The sequence below is a fragment of the Alteromonas australica genome (assembly GCF_000730385.1).
In the GTDB taxonomy this organism is placed as follows: domain Bacteria; phylum Pseudomonadota; class Gammaproteobacteria; order Enterobacterales; family Alteromonadaceae; genus Alteromonas; species Alteromonas australica.
In genome coordinates this window covers 1,985,962-2,002,754 of the sequence record NZ_CP008849.1, presented here as the reverse complement: position 1 = coordinate 2,002,754, position 16,793 = coordinate 1,985,962, and the positions used below count along the sequence as shown (strand labels likewise).

The following is a 16,793-nucleotide window of genomic DNA, read 5'->3' as shown; positions in this document are numbered from 1 at the left end:
TGTTTTCAGCATATGACTAGAAGATGGGGTAAACGCAGAAGCGCTTAGCCAAGCATTAACTCGGCTCTGCTTCTTCTTTTACCGCATCGACGCCAGAATAATCAAAACGCAGCTTATCGTTGTCTAAATCAACTTTAACGTTACCGCCTTTGGTTAATTCACCAAACAGAAGTTCGTTAGCCAACTCTTTCTTAAGCTCTTCTTTAATTAGCCTAGACATGGGTCTAGCCCCCATAGACTTGTCGTAACCTTTCTCCGCAAGATAAGCCCGTGCTTCAGAAGACACTTCCAGTGATACACCTTTTACGTCTAACTGAGCCTGTAACTCAATAATAAACTTATCAACCACCTGTAAGATGATTTCAGAATCAAGATGATTAAACCAAATAATGCCATCTAAACGGTTTCTAAATTCAGGGGTAAACACTTTATTAATTTCAGAAAGTGCATCGTGACTATGATCCTGTTGCTTAAAGCCAATGGATTTACGCACAGTTTCCTGAACACCCGCGTTGGTTGTCATCACCAATACCACATTTCTAAAATCGACCTTACGGCCGTTATTGTCGGTTAACGTACCGTGATCCATCACTTGCAATAGAATGTTGTAAATATCACTGTGGGCTTTTTCAATTTCATCAAGCAGCACCACCGAATACGGATTTTTAATGACAGCATCGGTTAGTAAACCGCCTTGATCGAACCCCACATAACCTGGAGGTGCACCTATCAAGCGGCTAACAGCATGGCGCTCCATGTACTCCGACATGTCGAAGCGTACAAGCTCCACACCCATTATTTTGGCCAATTGTTGGGTCACTTCCGTCTTACCTACCCCGGTTGGGCCTGCAAACAAAAAGCTACCAATGGGCTTTTCTTCAGCGCCTAGACCAGAACGAGACAATAGAATAGCGTCGTTTAGCGTCTCTATGGCTTTGTCTTGGCCAAACACGACCATCTTAAGGTTACGCCCTAGGTTTTTAAGAACTTCTTTGTCAGACGCTGATACCGACTTCTCAGGGATACGCGCCATTTTGGCAATAATCTGTTCGATATCTGCCACGTTAATGGTTTTCTTACGCTTAGACTGTGGCAACAACCGTTGACTAGCCCCTGCCTCATCCATCACATCAATGGCTTTATCAGGTAAATGGCGTTCGTTAATGTATTTAGCCGAAAGCTCTGCCGCCGCTTGAATCGCTTTTTGCGTAAAGCGCACATTATGGTGCTCTTCATAACGGCTTTTCAGACCAAGTAATATCTTAGTTGTATCACTCACACTCGGCTCAGTCACATCCACTTTTTGGAAGCGGCGTGCCAGCGCGCGATCTTTCTCAAAGATACCTTGGTATTCCTGATAGGTGGTTGAGCCAATGCAGCGTAACTCACCACTGGATAATTTAGGCTTAAGCAAGTTAGACGCGTCCATCACCCCGCCTGACGCTGCCCCAGCTCCAATGATGGTATGAATCTCATCAATGAATAATATGGCGTGCTCGTCTTTCGACAGCTCTTTCAGAATCGCTTTTAGACGCTTCTCAAAATCACCACGGTATTTGGTACCCGCCAATAATCCGCCTAAGTCCAAAGAGTAAACTGTACTTTCAGCAATGACGTCTGGCACATCGTTATTCACAATACGATAAGCTAAACCTTCAGCAATCGCTGTTTTACCCACGCCAGCTTCCCCCACCAATAATGGGTTGTTCTTGCGTCGGCGACATAAAATCTGAATCGTACGCTCAACTTCCAGGTCTCGACCGATAAGCGGGTCGATTTTCCCTTCTTTCGCGTGCTTGTTTAAGTCTGTTGAGTACTTGCTGAGCGCAGAACCGCTGTCATCTGTAGACTCGCCTTCTTCCAACGAGTCTGAATTTACCGGTGCTTCGTCATCAGACTTACTCACACCATGGCTGATAAAGTTCACAACATCTAAGCGAGTCACATCAGATTTCTTGAGGATGAATACAGCCTGAGATTCTTGTTCGCTAAAAATAGCCACAAGCACATTGGCACCGGTAACTTCATCTTTGCCCGATGATTGCACGTGAAAGACTGCCCGCTGCAGGACACGTTGAAATCCTAAAGTCGGTTGAGTTTCTCTTTCGTTAAGCTGATCATCAAGAATCAACGGGGTAGTATCTTTCACGAAAGCGATTAATTCGCTCTTTATTGCTTCAATGTCTGCACCACAAGCATGCAACGCTTCGCGAGCAGCAGAGTTATCTAACAGTGCCAGCAACAGGTGCTCTACCGTCATAAACTCGTGACGGTGCTCTCTAGCAAATACAAACGCATTGTTTAACGTCTGCTCTAATTCTTTATTTAACATATCGCTCGCCCTCTACAAATTGACTTACGCCGGCTCCATAGTACACATCAGTGGATGACCTTGCTTTCGTGCATATTGGTTGACTTGCATTACCTTTGTCTCTGCAATCTCTGCAGTGAATATGCCACAAACGGCTTTTCCTTGATAATGAACCGTAAGCATAAGTTGATTGGCTTTCTCAGCATCCATATTGAAAAAATGCATGAGCACTTCAATGACAAAGTCCATGGGGGTGTAGTCGTCATTGTTCAACAACACCTTATACATAGGCGGCGGCTGCGGTGTTTTTCGCTGCGCGTCTTTTTGCTTTTCCTTTTCGATGTCAATTGTGTTGTCTTTACTCATAACTTAATAATAGTGCTTTGCCAGCAGATGTCGTATAACTTTTGTATAAAATTAATTCGCATTTGCTCTTGACATAATATGGTTAAAAAATCTACATTTTGATAGTGATGTTGTTTTGCCAAAGGCAATATCGCAATGCCACCAATTTCTATTGTGGGGGCATAAACGTGTGAGTTCAAGGATTAAGAGGAAGTCGAAGTATGGCGGTTGGAAAAGTTAAGTGGTTTAACAACGCAAAAGGGTTTGGATTTATTGTTCCCGAGGATGGCGGAGAAGACATCTTCGCGCACTATTCTACAATCCAAATGGAAGGATATCGCTCACTAAAAGCCGGTCAAGAGGTGACCTATGATGTGCAGCAGGGCCCTAAAGGCCTTCACGCTGAGAACATTGGGTTCTTAGAAGAGCCAGAGCGTTAAAATAATAAACTAATTCAATAAAGGCCTGTTTCCGTTAATTACCTGGTGGTTGACGGAGGTGGGTTTTTTCTTGCCTATTAAATATTATTCACCTTAACCCTATCCTTCTTAGAAACCATTCACCTTCGGCTTTTTCGATTAGCTTCTTTTCGTATTAACCTAACTTTGCATTCATCCCTATTTGTCATCACCCCTTCATTACTATCAATATTCATGGGCTAACAGAAACGCCGTTCAATTATCTACGGGTTTTCCTTGTCCAAAAAAAAGCCCCTACCAAATGGCAGAGGCTTTAATAAGACTTTTTATCACTTTCTTTAACGGCGTTTACGCGTCAAGAATTGATTTCAGGGTAGCGCTAGGTGACATAGTTGCAAACAACTTGTCTTCATCAGGGTAATAGTAACCACCAATTTCTTGCGCTTTACCTTGCGTTGCATCAATTTCAGCAATGATGTCATCAATTTTAGCCGATAATTCTTCGTAGACCGGCTTAAACTGCGCCGCTAAATCTGCATCTTCAGTTTGATTCGCCACTTCTTCTGCCCAGTACAAGCCTAGGTAAACATGGCTACCACGGTTATCTAACTGGCCTGCTTTACGCAATGGAGATTTACCGTTGTTAAGCAGTTTTTCAGTCGCTTTGTCTAATGCACTCGCAATAATTTTCGCTTTCGCATTTTTGTGTTTAATCGCCACATCTTCAAGTGACACTGCTAACGCCAAGAACTCACCGAGTGAGTCCCAACGTAAATGACCCTCTTCAACAAACTGCTGTACGTGCTTAGGTGCAGAACCGCCCGCCCCTGTTTCGTACAGACCACCACCGGCCATTAGTGGCACAATGGATAGCATTTTAGCACTGGTACCCAGTTCTAAAATTGGGAACAAATCGGTCAGGTAATCACGTAGAACGTTACCGGTGACAGAAATAGTGTCTAGGCCACGAATAGCGCGCTCCATGCTGTAGCGTATAGCACGAACTGGCGACATAATTTGAATATTCAAACCACTGGTGTCGTGATCTTTAAGGTAGGTTTCAACCTTCGTAATAAGCTGTGCATCGTGAGCACGCTCATCGTCAAGCCAGAATACCGCTGGCATGCCTGATTGACGGGCACGGGTTACGGCCAACTTAACCCAATCTTGAATAGGTGCATCTTTCACCTGACACATACGCCAGATATCACCTTCTTCAACTTCATGAGAAATAAGAACGTTACCGTCTTGATCCACAATAGAGACAGTACCATCGGCTTCTAGCTCAAATGTTTTATCGTGTGAGCCGTACTCTTCCGCTTTTTGCGCCATCAAACCTACGTTAGGTACCGTACCCATGGTTGTTGGGTCAAATGCACCGTGGGTTTTACAGAAGTTAATCACTTCTTGATAAATAGTGGCGTAAGTACTTTCTGGAATAACCGCTTTAGTATCGTGAGCCTTACCATCTGGCCCCCACATTTGACCAGAGTTACGGATCATTGCAGGCATAGAAGCATCAACAATAACGTCACTCGGTACGTGCAGATTAGATATACCCTTATCAGAATTTACCATGGCCATGGGTGGGCGATCGGCGTAACAAGCGTTGATGTCTTTTTCAATTTCTGAACGCTGGCTTTCAGGAAGCGTAGCTATTTTATCGTATACGCTGCCTAAACCATTGTTAGGGTTAACGCCAAGCTCTTCAAACAGGTCGCCCCATTTGTTAAATAGGTCTTTATAAAATACTTTTACGCAGTGACCAAATACAATGGGGTGAGAAACCTTCATCATTGTGGCTTTAACGTGAAGTGAGAAAAGCACACCTGTGTTCTTGGCATCTTCAATTTGTTCTTCAAAGAAGGCACAAAGTGCTTTCTTGCTCATGAACATACCATCAATAACTTCACCCGCTAGCAAGTCAACACGAGGTTTAAGCGTTTTTTTGCTGCCATCTTTACCCGTGAATTCAATGCTCACATAACCGTCTTTTTCTACCGTGACTGATTTTTCAGCTGAGTAGAAGTCGCCACCACGCATATGTGCAACGTGAGAGCGAGATGCTTGTGACCACTCTCCCATTGAATGCGGGTGCTTGCGCGCATAGTTTTTAACCGCAGTAGGCGCACGGCGGTCAGAGTTGCCTTCACGTAGAACAGGGTTCACTGCACTACCAAGAACCTTTCCATAACGCTCACGAATGTCTTTCTCTTCGTCAGTTTTTGGCGAATCAGGAAATGCTGGAACGTTAAAGCCTTTATCATTAAGTTCTTTAATCGTTGCACGAAGCTGAGGAATTGAGGCGCTGATATTAGGGAGTTTGATGATGTTTACATTAGGGTCTTGTGTCATCTCGCCAAGTTCGGCTAATGCGTCTGGTACTTTTTGTTCGTCAGAGAGATACTCTGGGAAATTTGCCAGAACGCGAGCAGCTAAAGAGATGTCGCTCAACTCAACATCGATGTCTGCAGCTGCTGCAAACTTCTTAATAATGGGAAGCAACGAATAAGTTGCCAACATTGGCGCTTCATCCGTCTTCGTATAGATGATCGTAGACTTGGTCATTATATACCTCAATGTTGTCGGTAGTAGGATACCGTTTTAGTCCGTTATGTCGCACTCATTAGAATCGTGACCAAACTGGCCATAATCAATGCGATATGTAATTGATGTTTTGAACACCGCTTCTAAATTGGTAAATTAGAAATCAGTGCCACTTGTTGTTTTCGTCAATGTGTTAGTAAAACAAACCCTTCAACCGCTAACACAAAGCACGGCCTCTTATTATCGGCCGCGTCCAATAGTATAGGGTCGAAAGTATGAGTTACAAGTCATACCATTGTCTTATCCTTAGAGATCAACGAAATTCAGTGAATTTTCCCCTTAAACCCGCGCTTTTTTTAGATGAAGGTTAACCAAGCATGTTACCCTTACTCGCCTGATTTCACCTTAATGCGCAAAGATCTCTTCATGAAAGCCAGTGATACAAAAATCGTCCTTTTTAATAAGCCATTTCAGGTGCTATCTCAATTTACGGATGCCGATGGCCGTGAGACGCTAAAAGACTATATCGATATTCCTGATGTGTATGCTGCGGGCAGACTAGACCGCGATTCTGAAGGACTTTTAGTACTCACCAATGACGGTAAGTTGCAGCACAAACTGGCGCACCCAAATGCAAAAACAAGTAAGACCTATTGGGTTCAAGTTGAAGGCACCCCTAACGAAACCGCCCTTGACGCGTTGCGCAATGGGGTTGAGCTTAAAGACGGCATGACCAAACCAGCAAAGGTAAAGGCAATAGAAGCGCCGCAAGTTTGGGACAGAAATCCTCCGGTTCGGTTTCGTCAAGCTATCCCCACCAGTTGGCTGTCGATAACCATTTCAGAAGGCAGGAATCGTCAAGTAAGACGAATGACCGCGCACATAGGTTTCCCTACGCTTCGTCTAATTCGGTATCGTGTGGGTAGCTGGACAATCGATGGCATCGACAACGGAAAATATATCAGTTTTTAACAGGGAAAACAGATTCATTACACGCACTTCCCCCCTGAATTTTAACTAGTGCGATTAATTATTATATATAGCGATTTTGTCGCATGTGTTTTTCGCTCTGCGCACTTGAAAGTGCAATTTTTACTCTTATTTGAGACGGGGCGAGGAACGGAAACCTTTTGTTTTTACTCCCCGCCCTGAAATATGTGAATTGGCAGGATTATTCTGGTAAAATCCGCCACCTTTAAAACCGGCCTATAAATGAGTGTGAATCACGTTGTGACTGATATTGAATCAAACGCTAGCAAAAAAGTTATCGTCGGCATGTCCGGCGGCGTCGACTCTTCTGTTTCTGCCTACCTTCTGCAACAGCAAGGGTATCAAGTAGAGGGTCTTTTCATGAAAAATTGGGAAGAAGATGACAATGACGAATATTGCTTAGCCGCAGAAGATTTAAAAGACGCACAAGCGGTAGCCGACAAGTTGGGTATCGAGCTTCACACTATCAATTTTGCCGCAGAATATTGGGACAATGTGTTCGAGTACTTCCTTGAGGAATACAAGGCAGGGCGAACCCCAAACCCCGATATTATGTGCAACAAAGAAATTAAGTTTAAAGCGTTCTTAGAATTTGCTGCTGAAGACTTAGGCGCCGATTATATCGCCACAGGTCATTACGTGCGCCGTCGCGAGCAAGATGGCAAGTGGCAAATGCTTCGGGGGTTAGACAATAACAAAGACCAAAGTTACTTCCTTTACACCCTAGGTGAAGAGCACGTTGCCAAAACGCTGTTCCCTGTTGGGGATATCGAAAAGCCATTGGTTCGCCAAATAGCCGAGGAACAAGGCCTAATTACACACGATAAAAAAGACTCTACAGGGATCTGTTTTATTGGTGAACGCAAGTTCAAAGACTTCCTGTCACGCTACCTACCCGCTCAGCCTGGTATTATAGAAACCGCCGAGGGAGAAGAAATAGGCACGCATGAAGGTTTGATGTATCACACGCTTGGTCAGCGTAAAGGGCTTCACATTGGTGGCCTTGCGAAATTCGGTGACGACCCTTGGTATGTGGTTGATAAAGATGTTGAACGCAATGTGTTAATTGTAGGCCAAGGTGCAAACCATCCCCGTTTGTATTCCAAAGGCCTCATTGCTAAGCAATTGCATTGGGTAGACAGGAAAACGGTAACCGAACCTTTCCGCGCGGTGGTAAAAACCCGCTATCGCCAAGCTGATATTCCCTGCACTATCACCCCCACAGCGGATGACCAGATAAGCGTTATCTTTGACGAACCGCAAAAAGCGGTTACGCCGGGTCAGTCTGCGGTTTTCTATCTCGACGAGGTGTGCTTGGGTGGTGGAATCATTGAGAGTTATATCCGTTGATGCTAGAAAAAGATGTAGAAAATAATTTAGCGCTGGCCGGTGTATGCCAAGCGGCTGCCTTGGTGCAAAGCTTAGCGCGCCGAGGCACAGCCAGTGACGAAGCAATAGAAGCGAGTCTGTCGAGTATATTAGTTACCGACCCCGAAACACCACAGCAGGTTTTCGGAAAATTAAGTAACTTAGAGGTGGGATACAAAACCCTGTTTGCTCAACTTTCAGATAAGCAAGCCTCGAAAGATACTGAACTGACCCGTTATATTGCCAGCATTTTAGGGCTAGAGCGAAAGTTAGCGCGTAAACCTGGCGCGATGAAAGAGTTAGGCGAACGCATTTCTCATGTTCAGCGACAACTTGCCCATGTCGATTTTCAAAGCCCGCAAATTGTCGCCTCATTGGCCAGTATTTATAGCGACATTGTTAGCCCTCTTGCTCCACGTATTCAGGTAGCAGGCAACCCAGATCATCTTGGACAACCCGCCACCCAACACAAAGTTAGAGCGTTATTGCTAGCCGGTGTAAGAGCGGCGGTAATGTGGCGTCAAATGGGCGGCAAACGAAGGAATATTCTGTTTCGTCGGAAACAAATTTTAAATAGTGCTGTTAAGGCGCTTAGGTTGATAAACTAGTTAAGGAGCTTAAGGTGGAACTGAGTCAGTTAACTGCAATTTCCCCTGTTGATGGTCGATATGCCGGTAAAAGCGTTGAATTACGCAGCATTTTTAGCGAGTACGGCTTACTGAAATACCGTGTTGAAGTAGAAGTACGTTGGCTACAAATGCTGTCGTCAAATCCGCAAATTGAAGAAGTTCCTGGGTTTTCAGACAGCTCAAACGCATTGCTAGATGCCATTGTGGCAAATTTCAGTGTGGATGACGCTATGCGCATCAAAGAGATTGAACGTACCACCAACCACGATGTAAAAGCGGTTGAGTACTTTTTAAAAGAGAAGGTGGCAAATAACAGTGAACTGTCGGCGGTAAATGAGTTCATTCATTTCGCGTGTACCTCTGAAGACATTAACAACCTTTCTCACGGTCTTATGCTTACCGAAGCCCGTGACACAGTTATCCTACCCTACTGTGACAAGCTAATTGATGCCCTAACAGCGCTTGCGAAAGCCTACCGCGACATCCCTATGATGGCACGTACACACGGTCAGCCTGCTTCGCCTACCACCATGGGTAAAGAAATGGCTAACGTGGCTATGCGTTTGAAGCGTCAACGTGCTCAAATCGCTAACGTTGAGCTATTGGGTAAAATTAACGGGGCAGTAGGAAACTACAACGCGCACCTTTCAGCCTATGCCGACGTAGATTGGCATAGCGTGTCGGAGAAGTTTGTCACTTCTTTAGGCCTTACCTGGAACCCGTTTACCACCCAGATTGAACCTCACGACTATATTGCCGAGTTGTTCGACGCCGTCGCGCGCTTTAACACCATTCTTATCGATTTCGATAGAGATGTATGGGGTTATATAGCGCTTGGTCATTTCAAGCAAAAAACCATTGCCGGTGAAATTGGTTCTTCTACCATGCCACACAAAGTTAACCCTATCGATTTCGAGAATTCGGAAGGAAACTTGGGGCTCGCTAACGCGATTTTCGATCACTTAGCGGCGAAACTCCCTATTTCTCGCTGGCAACGTGACCTAACAGATTCTACTGTGCTACGTAACTTAGGCGTTGGCGTTGGTTATGCGGTTATAGCGTATCAAGCCACGTTAAAAGGCATTAGCAAGTTAGAAGTTAACGAAAAAAGCTTGCTTGATGAATTAGACAATAACTGGGAGCTACTTGCAGAGCCTATTCAAACCGTTATGCGTCGCTACGGCATTGAAAAGCCTTACGAGAAGCTTAAAGAGCTTACCCGTGGCAAAAAAGTCAATGCACAAGTCATTGCACAATTCATTGACAACCTTGATATGCCAGACACCGCGAAAGCCGAGTTAAAAGCACTCAGCCCAGCAAACTACATTGGTGATGCAATCAGGCTTGTAGATCAGTTATAAGCCTCGGCTAACTGTCTTACTATAAAAAGCGCGGACTCAACCGCGCTTTTTTTATGAGACAAGCATGGCCACTCACATCCACACAATAAAACTTAAGCCCTTATTAACCACCACCAGTTTGCTATTTTGTATGGGGCTATGCTTGCAACTTCCCCTACTTATCCGCTATGCCCCTCACCCTCTAGTTTGGCTTAATTTACTGGCGCATTTGCTTATCGCTTTGTTGGCTGTCCTATTTAGCCTTAACAAACAAATACCAATGGCAAGAACATGCTTACTTTTTGGATACTATTCTTACCTCGTGTTTGCCACATTACTGTGGTCGCAAGACGTTTATATTCAGCATTTTTTGTTAGTGGGCTGTTTGTGCTGCGCGTATTTTTTCCATTCGTTTGAACAGCGAGAACGCATGCTATGGGCACTGCTATATGCCGTTAGTTTTTGTACGTTAGACTTATATTTGAGCCACGCACTTGAAGGCTGGCTATTGGCGGTACGTAGGGGTAACAGTATTACCCTCACCCTAACCTGCGTTGCCGTGTCCATCGCAACCTATCGACACAATGCTAAACAGTGGTGGCAACTTAAAACCCAATACCAGCACGCCAAGTCATTGTTAATTCAGTCTACTCCGGCCATTCAGGTTTTATTTCATTCGCCCACAGGTGACCAGAACCGGCAACATTTCAATTTCTGCTGCGTGCTTTTTGCCGACGTAAAGGACTATCAACAACTGGTTGCACGCCATGGCGAATTAAAGGTCATCGATACCTTAGACCGATTTTACGCAGCATTAGACAGTGTATCGCCAACGTATGACGTGTTTCCGCTCAAAACCAATGGCGACGAGTACATGGCAATATGTGGTATCGCCGGTAAGGTTAACGAAACAGACGAACTAAACACCGCTGCAACGCGCCAGTCCCAACATATCGCGAATATGCAAAACTTCGCCGTTTACGCGCAGAAACGGTTTCAAGTGATATGTCACCAACAACAATGGCCTTGTTACTTGCGGTTAGGCATTGCCACTGGCGCAGTAACAGCAGGTATGCCAAATCGCCAACATGGCACATTCGATGTGTGGGGTAAAACGGTAAACTTGGCCGCCATGTTAGAACAGGCTAGCGAAGGCAATACTGTGCTACTTTGCCCTAGCAGTTATTCGTTATTACCTCGCCATCTTAAGCCTTGCTTCGAGCACACTCAGGTAGCATCGAAGATAGGTGTACTGAATGCGTACCGCCGTTTCATACCCCAAGCTTAAGTCTATGGTGGCAAGCCCGCTTTCTATGGCTCATAATACCCACCTTGTTTACTATAGGTTTTGCTATGCACACGTTCGATATTCAACACTTTCTTTCTCATTTTTGGCAACAGAAGCCAGTGGTGATCCGCGGCTTATTTTCTTCCTTTAACGATCCTATTGATGAGCACGACCTTGCTGGGTTGGCACAAGAAGAAGAGGTTGATAGCCGAATTATCCGTTACCTCGACGGTCAATGGGATGTTGAACAAGGGCCTATTAGTGATTTCACTCGCGCGTGTGTAGGCAGTTGGACTCTGCTTGTTCAAGGGGTAGACAGATACATACATGATGTAGCGCCCGTATTTGAACCTTTTCGCTTTTTGCCACACTGGCGCTTAGATGACTTAATGGTAAGTTTTGCCACTGAAGGCGCGGGTGTAGGTGCACATATCGATCAATACGATGTGTTTTTAGTGCAAGGTAAAGGGAGCAGGCGCTGGCGTGTAGGTGCCCCTGGCCATTATGAGGATATATTCCCCCACCCTAAATTAAAGCAAATACCGGGGTTTGAGCCAGTGATAGATGAAGTATTGCAACCCGGTGATGTGCTTTATATTCCCCCTGGGTGGCCCCACGATGGTGTCGCCCTTGAAGACTGCCTGACTTATTCGGTTGGTTTTAGAGCGCCTGATAGCCATCAACTGGCAGATAGTCTGTCGTTTATGTTGGAAACCGGTGAAGGCAATGACATGTACACTGATCCTAATCGTGCCCCCTCAGTGTTACCGGCTACGCTTACGCAAAAAGAGATAACGCAATTAAAGCAGCAACTCATCGCCTGTATTGAAAGTGACCATTTCACCCATGCCATGCTGGCGAGTTTAAGTGAACAAGGGTTGCCAGAATATCCCCCCGAAGAATTGTATACCCGTGACGATATTGAACAAGCCTTCCTAACCGGTGCGCCGCTGGCAAGTGCCCCTGGCGTGAGAGGAATGATGACAGATTTGCCACACGCTGACTATTTTTACGTTAACGGTGAAAGGTTTGATTTTCAGCCCGACGACAAGGCATGGGTGGAACTTTTGCTAAACTCCCACATAATTGACGTGAACATGCATGAAAAACCACCCAGTTTTGCTTTTTTAGAAACCTTAACTACACTCATTAATAAGGGCTACTGGGAATGGTTGGAAGCATAAATATTCACTATGTCGTTTACCATCGAAAACGTTGATTGGGAACGGAATCAAAGTCGACTTAAGGCACTAAGGGAACATGTCTTCGTATTAGAGTGGCAATTGTCACCAGATAGCGAATTTGACGAGCGCGATAAAAACGCGTTCCATGTGCTGGTGGTAGCGGAAAACAATACGCCCATCGCCACCGGCAGATTAACCCAATGCGGCGAAATTGGCCGCATTGCGGTTAAGCGCAATCACCGCCACTTGAGTGTGTACCGCGCACTTTTCGCGGCACTCATTGATATCGCAAAAAAGCAGCGCCTCGCCACCCTTCGCGTTAACCTTTCTTTAGATAGTGTGTCTTATCACAGTCAACTAGGGTTTAAGCCCGACGGTAAGGTATTTATGGACGGCGGTATACCAAGGCAGCGTATGTGCTGCCCTGCTGAACGTTTTCCTTTGCCTGATGTATCCCAAATGCATTAACTGCATGTCAGCGTGAGGGGTTTCAATGCTAATCGCCAAACGCTGGCTTTTGCCATCCCTGATGTGTGCTTATTGTTGTAATACCGCAAGTAAACACTGTAGCGGATGACGAGGCTTAAACTGCTCTATTCTGGCAACCTGACTACGACAAGAATAGCCCGTGGCCATAATGGCGTCTTGCGGATACTGTTTAAGCGCTTGTTCCCAACTTAAACCATAAATCGCTAAAGACTTTTCTTTTTGCTCGGCTTCATGGCCGTATGTACCAGCCATACCACAACACCCTACCGCCACAATATCAACAGGCTGGCCTACTTTAGCAAAAATAGCCTGCCAGTCTTTTTCTGAGGCTGGCATTGCCGTTTTTTCAGTACAGTGACTTAGCAGAGCCAATGGCTTCTGTGCGCCCTTGCTTACATTAGCAAATGTTGAGTCTGGCACCATGGCTAGCCATTCATTCACGGTAAGCACATGAAAATCGCCACGGGCCTCTCCCAAGGTTTTCACATATTCATCACGGTAGCACAGCACTAAAGAGGCATCGACGCCCACCATGGGAATGTTAAGTGATGCCACTTCGTTTAGAAATTCAGCGGTGTTTTTTGCTGTTTTTGCAAAGCGCGACAAAAAGCCTTTGACGTGTTCAGGTTTACCATTGGGCTTAAAGGGTAGCAACACTGGGGTAAAACCTAGCGCACTTACTAATGACACGTAGTCTTCCACCACGCTGGCGTCATAAAAACTGGTAAAAGGGTCTTGCACTATCAATACTGTGTTTGCCTTTTGCGTTTCGCTTAAGCCACGTAAAGCATCATAGTTATATTGTGTTACCTTAGCTTCCACCCGCTGGGTTAACGGCGGTTGAGACAATATGGGTGTATCAACGTAACCCACCGTTTTCTCGATGGCGCGCTGCATCCAAGGTGCTTTCAAAAACACATTTACCAGGCCGGGCACTTTCGCCATAATCGGTGCCATACGCTCTATATTGGCAACAAGATAATCCTTGGCTGGGCGCATATATCTCTGATAATAAATAGACAAAAATGTGGCCCTAAATTCAGGCACATCTACTTTCACAGGGCATTGGCTGGAGCACGACTTACACGCCAAGCAACCGTTCATTGCATCTAGCACTTCATGGGAAAAGTCATCTTGATTCTGTTTGTTACGGCTGTTTTGGAATCGCTGCCAAAACGAGGTATCAAATTGCTCAGCACTTAAGGCATGGGTGTCTACACCTTCTTTCCCCAATAAGCGGATCCACTCTCTAATTAACCCAGCCCGTCCCTTAGGGCTATGACGTCGGTCACGAGTTACCTTGCTAGACGGGCACATGGGTGATGTGGTGTCGTAATTGAAGCACAGGCCGTTACCATTGCACTCCATGGCCGGCGCGAACGCCTGCTTAAAAGCCACAGGAATAGTTCTATCAAACGTAGCACGTTTGGTGTCACTGACTTTAACCAGCTCATCCTGACTATTTAAAGGCGTACAAATTTTACCGGGGTTCATTTTATTGAGCGGATCGAACGCGGTCTTTATTTTACGCAGTTCTGTGAACAAAGACTCTCCGAAAAAAGCGGGTCCGTATTCGCTTCGGTAACCTTTACCGTGCTCGCCCCACATGAGGCCACCGTATTTCGCGACTAACGCTACCACTTCATCAGAAATTTGATGCATGAGTTTTTCTTGTTCAACGTCGCATAAATCGAGTGCCGGGCGAACATGCAATACGCCCGCGTCAACATGGCCAAACATCCCATATTGAAGGCCATGGCTATCAAGAAGCGCTCTAAATGCCATTATAAAGTCGGCAAGGTTTTCAGGGGGAACCGCTGTGTCTTCGGCAAAGGCTATGGGCTTTTGTGCACCTTTGGTTTTCCCTAACAGCCCTACTGCCTTTTTACGCATAGCATAAATCCGACCTATATCGGCTTTGTTAAACGTCACCTGATAACCAATGACGCCGCCTTCACCTGTTTCAGCGGCTTTGGTTAGCCTGGCTTCCAACTCTGCAATTCGGGCTTTTATCTCCCCTTCATCATTACTGTTATATTCCACCATGTTGAGGCCTAACATGTCTTTGTTAGGAATATCAGTGATGAGATCTGCAATGGAATGCCAAATAATGTCTGTCTTTGCTAGGTTAAGTACCTTGGAATCTACCGTTTCTACTGATGTCGCGTTGGCCGCCACCATCGCAGGCGCATGACGTAATGCCGATTCAAAAGAGTCATATTTAATGTTCACTAAGGCTTTGTGCGTCGCAATTGGCGTCAGGGAAAGCTTTGCCTCTGCCACCATCGCTAAAGAGCCTTCCGAGCCCGCAATTAAACGGCTAACATCGATACTCACATTAGCCTCATCATAAGCGTGTTCTAAATCGTAACCCGTTAAAAAGCGATTTAATCGTGGGAATTTTTCCACAATGGCTTGGCGCTTACCCACGCAAGTTTCAAGCACTTGAGAAAGAATACGGCCATAACCATCGGTATTTTCGGCGCGGGCTTTGGCTTCATCGACCGACATTGGCGACGTGTGGAGCACTTCACCATTGGCGAGTACCGAGGTTAGCCCTAACACGTGATCGCTGGTTTTTCCGTACACCAAAGAGCCTTGACCAGAGGCGTCAGTATTTATCATTCCGCCAACGGTAGCGCGATTACTCGTAGATAAATCTGGAGAAAAGAAAAAGCCGTGGGGGCGTAATGCATCGTTTAGGGCATCTTTGACCACCCCGGCTTGCACCCTCACCCATTGTTCTTCAACATTAATTTCTAGCACTTTATTCATATGGCGAGACACATCTACCACAATACCGTCGGTAAGACTTTGTCCGTTTGTGCCGGTACCGCCACCGCGGGCAGAAAAACGCACCAGAGGATGTGCTTTCACCAACTCGCCAATAAGCTTTAGATCTTCAACACAGGTAGGAAAAACTACCGCCTGGGGAAGCTTCTGGTAAACCGAGTTGTCTGTAGCGACCGCCAGCCGACTGGCGTAACTGTATTCAATATCGCCTTTAAACGAAGATGCGGAAAGTGCGTTTATGTACGCTTGATAGTGTTCTAAAAGACTTTGCTGGGGCGCGACTCGTGGCAAACTCAATGCAATACAACCTCTGGGAAATGCGTAGATGGCTTAGTATAACCAAGCCGTGATTTTCCCTCTATACAATTAAACAATTTTCATGGGGTTTATTGCTATAAGCTAGTCCTATTTAGCACTTTCCAACAACCAACCTATTTGGCAGTGACGCTTTGAGATACCTGCGCCTGACAAATCCATACATTCTTTTACACTTTATTCATTGGCTTTTTCCGGTTTTTACTACACACTTTATGTTAATAACATGCTGCATTTGCAGATATCATTGAAAGGGATACAAGCATGAAGATTGTTCGGCTTACTCTAGGTGGGTTACTTTTTATTGCTGGCATCGTACTCACTCTACTGCCCGGTTCTATTTTACTCGTTATTAGTGGGTTAATGCTGCTAAGTTACGATTGGCCGCGAGCGCGAGGCTGGCTCAAGTATAGTCAAAGCACCATGTCGGTTGGCGCGAAAAAGCTCGACCGCTTCTTCTTATTGCGTAAGCTTAGTCGAAAAAAGTGTTAGGGTTTAACCCTTCTTAATGGGCAGCCGTTTCCCCGTTGATGCGTGCTGCCAGTCACAACGTGTGACTCATCCTGTTGTCTTATCCTGCTTATCTATTGCCTATTCCTGCAAACGACTCAACTTTCCACCTTTTATAGTGCACTCTTTATCGCACGCGCCGCTAGATTAATCTTAACTTCATGTTCATTACCCTAATTCATGCTAACTTTTAGGCTAATGCTACAGCTGCATAAAATAAAAAACATGGCTGGCGCTTTATTTCGAACAGGCAAATACGTCATTT

The 16,793-nt window shown here is 45.5% G+C and carries 13 protein-coding genes; 9 read left to right on the top strand and 4 right to left on the bottom strand.

All coding sequences use genetic code 11. The annotated features are described in order from the left end of the window. Nucleotides 1-55: 55 nt before the first annotated feature. Nucleotides 56-2,332: an ATP-dependent Clp protease ATP-binding subunit ClpA gene (gene clpA, locus EP13_RS08820; protein ID WP_044056967.1), complete on the bottom strand. Its 2,277-nt coding sequence runs from the start codon at nt 2,330-2,332 to the stop codon at nt 56-58. 24 nt (nt 2,333-2,356) lie between these two features. After that, on the bottom strand, nt 2,357-2,677 hold the full coding sequence (gene clpS / locus EP13_RS08815) for an ATP-dependent Clp protease adapter ClpS (protein ID WP_044056966.1): 321 nt from the start codon (nt 2,675-2,677) through the stop codon (nt 2,357-2,359). Between the two features lie 200 nt (nt 2,678-2,877). On the opposite strand from clpS, the gene cspD reads away from it, so the two are divergent. Then, on the top strand, nt 2,878-3,096 hold the full coding sequence (cspD, locus tag EP13_RS08810; RefSeq protein ID WP_044056965.1) for a cold shock domain-containing protein CspD: 219 nt from the start codon (nt 2,878-2,880) through the stop codon (nt 3,094-3,096). A gap of 327 nt (nt 3,097-3,423) precedes the next feature. Here the strand turns inward: cspD and EP13_RS08805 are convergent, their stop codons facing one another. Further along, nucleotides 3,424-5,643, bottom strand: a complete 2,220-nt coding sequence (locus tag EP13_RS08805) for an NADP-dependent isocitrate dehydrogenase (RefSeq protein WP_044056964.1) — start codon at nt 5,641-5,643, stop codon at nt 3,424-3,426. Between the two features lie 405 nt (nt 5,644-6,048). Between EP13_RS08805 and EP13_RS08800 the strand changes: the two genes are divergently transcribed. The 7 genes from EP13_RS08800 to EP13_RS08770 all read left to right on the top strand — a co-directional run bounded on the left by EP13_RS08800 (nt 6,049) and on the right by EP13_RS08770 (nt 12,889). Continuing rightward, complete coding sequence (locus EP13_RS08800) at nt 6,049-6,594, top strand: rRNA large subunit pseudouridine synthase E (RefSeq protein WP_231497938.1); 546 nt, start codon at nt 6,049-6,051, stop codon at nt 6,592-6,594. A gap of 240 nt (nt 6,595-6,834) precedes the next feature. Then, nucleotides 6,835-7,962 (top strand): tRNA 2-thiouridine(34) synthase MnmA, encoded by a 1,128-nt coding sequence (gene mnmA / locus EP13_RS08795; RefSeq protein ID WP_156026744.1) that lies wholly within the window; start codon nt 6,835-6,837, stop codon nt 7,960-7,962. Beyond that, complete coding sequence (hflD, locus tag EP13_RS08790) at nt 7,962-8,588, top strand: high frequency lysogenization protein HflD (protein ID WP_044056963.1); 627 nt, start codon at nt 7,962-7,964, stop codon at nt 8,586-8,588. Before mnmA ends, hflD begins: the two co-directional genes overlap by 1 nt. Before the next feature lie 14 nt (nt 8,589-8,602). Continuing rightward, nucleotides 8,603-9,970: an adenylosuccinate lyase gene (purB, locus tag EP13_RS08785; RefSeq protein WP_044056962.1), complete on the top strand. Its 1,368-nt coding sequence runs from the start codon at nt 8,603-8,605 to the stop codon at nt 9,968-9,970. A gap of 64 nt (nt 9,971-10,034) precedes the next feature. Next, on the top strand, nt 10,035-11,237 hold the full coding sequence (locus tag EP13_RS08780) for an adenylate/guanylate cyclase domain-containing protein (protein ID WP_044056961.1): 1,203 nt from the start codon (nt 10,035-10,037) through the stop codon (nt 11,235-11,237). Between the two features lie 65 nt (nt 11,238-11,302). After that, nucleotides 11,303-12,421 (top strand): JmjC domain-containing protein, encoded by a 1,119-nt coding sequence (locus EP13_RS08775; protein ID WP_044056960.1) that lies wholly within the window; start codon nt 11,303-11,305, stop codon nt 12,419-12,421. A gap of 9 nt (nt 12,422-12,430) precedes the next feature. Continuing rightward, nucleotides 12,431-12,889 carry a GNAT family N-acetyltransferase gene (locus EP13_RS08770; protein WP_044056959.1) on the top strand — a complete coding sequence of 153 codons (459 nt, stop codon included), beginning with the start codon at nt 12,431-12,433 and terminating at the stop codon, nt 12,887-12,889. Nucleotides 12,890-12,958: 69 nt separating this feature from the next. Here the strand turns inward: EP13_RS08770 and ydiJ are convergent, their stop codons facing one another. Further along, nucleotides 12,959-16,000: a D-2-hydroxyglutarate dehydrogenase YdiJ gene (ydiJ, locus tag EP13_RS08765; protein WP_081869480.1), complete on the bottom strand. Its 3,042-nt coding sequence runs from the start codon at nt 15,998-16,000 to the stop codon at nt 12,959-12,961. A gap of 282 nt (nt 16,001-16,282) precedes the next feature. On the opposite strand from ydiJ, the gene EP13_RS08760 reads away from it, so the two are divergent. Further along, nucleotides 16,283-16,510, top strand: a complete 228-nt coding sequence (locus EP13_RS08760) for a PGPGW domain-containing protein (protein ID WP_044056957.1) — start codon at nt 16,283-16,285, stop codon at nt 16,508-16,510. Nucleotides 16,511-16,793: the final 283 nt, after the last annotated feature.

Excerpts from the sequence above, each read along its gene's own strand:
- clpA (WP_044056967.1), bottom strand. The coding sequence starts at position 2,332 with ATGTTAAATAAAGAATTAGAGCAGACGTTAAACAATGCGTTTGTATTT.
- clpS (WP_044056966.1), bottom strand. The coding sequence starts at position 2,677 with ATGAGTAAAGACAACACAATTGACATCGAAAAGGAAAAGCAAAAAGAC.
- cspD (WP_044056965.1), top strand. The coding sequence starts at position 2,878 with ATGGCGGTTGGAAAAGTTAAGTGGTTTAACAACGCAAAAGGGTTTGGA.
- EP13_RS08805 (WP_044056964.1), bottom strand. The coding sequence starts at position 5,643 with ATGACCAAGTCTACGATCATCTATACGAAGACGGATGAAGCGCCAATG.
- EP13_RS08800 (WP_231497938.1), top strand. The coding sequence starts at position 6,049 with ATGAAAGCCAGTGATACAAAAATCGTCCTTTTTAATAAGCCATTTCAG.
- mnmA (WP_156026744.1), top strand. The coding sequence starts at position 6,835 with ATGAGTGTGAATCACGTTGTGACTGATATTGAATCAAACGCTAGCAAA.
- hflD (WP_044056963.1), top strand. The coding sequence starts at position 7,962 with ATGCTAGAAAAAGATGTAGAAAATAATTTAGCGCTGGCCGGTGTATGC.
- EP13_RS08780 (WP_044056961.1), top strand. The coding sequence starts at position 10,035 with ATGGCCACTCACATCCACACAATAAAACTTAAGCCCTTATTAACCACC.
- EP13_RS08775 (WP_044056960.1), top strand. The coding sequence starts at position 11,303 with ATGCACACGTTCGATATTCAACACTTTCTTTCTCATTTTTGGCAACAG.
- EP13_RS08770 (WP_044056959.1), top strand. The coding sequence starts at position 12,431 with ATGTCGTTTACCATCGAAAACGTTGATTGGGAACGGAATCAAAGTCGA.
- EP13_RS08760 (WP_044056957.1), top strand. The coding sequence starts at position 16,283 with ATGAAGATTGTTCGGCTTACTCTAGGTGGGTTACTTTTTATTGCTGGC.